This is a genomic window from Alteribacillus sp. JSM 102045 (genome assembly GCF_041949975.1).
Lineage (GTDB): Bacteria > Bacillota > Bacilli > Bacillales > Marinococcaceae > Alteribacillus.
The window spans coordinates 1-1,915 of record NZ_JBHFQG010000082.1; the positions used below are offsets into that span (position 1 = coordinate 1).

Here is a 1,915-nt window from a genome sequence, read left to right on the forward strand (position 1 = left end):
ATTCACTAAGCTCGCTCTCCAGGTTGTTAAAATCATACTCTTGTTTTTCAGAGGGACGAATTTGGACGGTGTTTCGTCCGCATAAAACTTCAAGCTTTGTGTCCTGTTCGTTCACTAAGTACGGGTAGGTGCGATGTTTGCCGCAGGAAGGGCAGTCGGGTTTTTTTACTTTGTCCGTGCGAATCGATTGCTGCTGGGTGTTCCACACATCAAACAACAGCAACGTTCCGCGCAGGGACTCTTCCTGTTCTGTAAGGATTTTCAACGCTTCGGTCGTTTGGTGGGCAGATGTCATCTGAACAGCCGGTGCTATGATACCGGACGTTTCACAGCTCATACTGCCAGCCGGAATGGTTGGAAGAATGCATTGAAGACAAGGGGTTTTCTCCGGCAAAAACGTATAAGTCATGCCAAAGCTGCCCGCAAAAGCTCCAAAAATCCAGGGAACCTGATATTTCTGAGAAAGATCATTGATAATAAAGCGAATATCAAAGTTATCACTGCCGTCGATAATCAAATCAGCATCCTGTATCAGCTTTTCTAGATTATCGGCTTTCGCATCCATCACGTATGCTTTTACCGTCGTTTCTTCATTAATAGACTGCAGACGGTTTTTGGCTGCTATAGCCTTTGGATAATTATTTTCCGCATCCTCTTCAGTATATAACTGCTGACGGTGAAGGTTGCTCCATTCCACAAAGTCTCTGTCTATCATAGTGAGCGTGCCGACACCAGCCCGTACGAGAGTTTCTGCACTTGCGCTGCCAAGAGCTCCGGCTCCGAGCACGAGCACATGTTTTTTCTTAAGCCGTGTTTGTCCTTCTTTTCCTATTCCGGAGAAAAGCTCCTGTCTTGCGTAACGAGTGTCCATCTGCTTTTCCTCCCTGGTTGTAGTTATCCGCCAATATAAGACATTTCAATTTTTTTGCGGTTTTTCACCGTTTCTTCGGTTCTTTCCTCGGAATAACGGTCATTTCGCGAAATCCAGATGGAAGTGAGGTATTTCTCCAGTTCTTCGGTGGATGCACCATTTCTTAGGAATCCTCGAAGATCGTGGCCTGATTCCGCGAAAAGACACGTGTAAAGCTTTCCGTCTGCTGAAATGCGGGCGCGGGTGCAGCTTGAACAGAAGGCGTCTGATACCGAAGATATAAACCCAACTTCCACATCACTGTCTTTGTAGCGGTATCTTGAGGCGACTTCCCCAAAATAAGCTTTTTCTACAGGGATCAAAGGAGAAATATGGGTCAGCTTTTCATACATTTCTTTTTTAGTGGCCACTTCTGAAAAATTCCATCCGTTCGTTTGGCCGACATCCATGTACTCGATAAAACGAAGAGTAATCCCTTTTTCTTTGCAATATTCAGCCATCGGACGGATTTGTCCGTCATTTACTCCTTTTTTCACGACCATATTCACTTTTACCTGCAACCCTGCTGCCAGTGCTGCATCGATACCGTTCAAGACAGCCTGCGGTTTCACGTTTCGTCCATTCATCGTCTGAAAAATCTTCTCATCGATCGCATCCAGGCTGACATTGACTCGGTGGAGGCCGGCTTCTTGTAAAGCTTTCGCTTGTTTTACTAAATACACTCCGTTAGTGGTTAAGCCGATATCCCGGACACCATCTAAGGCAGACAATTGTTCTATTAATATGGCGAGGTTTTTTCGCATTAAAGGCTCGCCGCCGGTAATCCGTATTTTTTCTGCTCCCAGCTTTGTAAATGGTTCGGCCAGGCGGAGAATTTCTTCAAACGAAAGCAGCTCGCTTTCTGGCATGAATGGATAATCATCACCAAATATTTCTTTTGGCATGCAGTAGGAACAGCGAAAATTGCAGCGATCTATGACAGAAATACGCAAGTCGCGCAAAGGACGGTCGAGCGTATCTGTAATGAAGTGTTTTTCCATTATT

At 45.4% G+C, this 1,915-nt stretch carries 2 protein-coding genes; both read right to left on the reverse strand.

The annotated features are described in order from the left end of the window. A partial coding sequence (locus ACE1TI_RS21655) for a ThiF family adenylyltransferase (protein ID WP_375009573.1) occupies positions 1–871 on the reverse strand: 871 nt, incomplete at its 3' end. A gap of 23 nt (positions 872–894) precedes the next feature. Beyond that, positions 895–1,911, reverse strand: coding sequence for a GTP 3',8-cyclase MoaA (moaA, locus tag ACE1TI_RS21660; protein ID WP_375009574.1), 1,017 nt, complete (start codon positions 1,909–1,911; stop codon positions 895–897). Between the last annotated feature and the right edge of the window lie 4 nt (positions 1,912–1,915).

Bases quoted from the DNA above. Each gene is read 5' to 3' on its own strand.
- moaA (WP_375009574.1), bottom strand. From the start codon at position 1,911: ATGGAAAAACACTTCATTACAGATACGCTCGACCGTCCTTTGCGCGAC.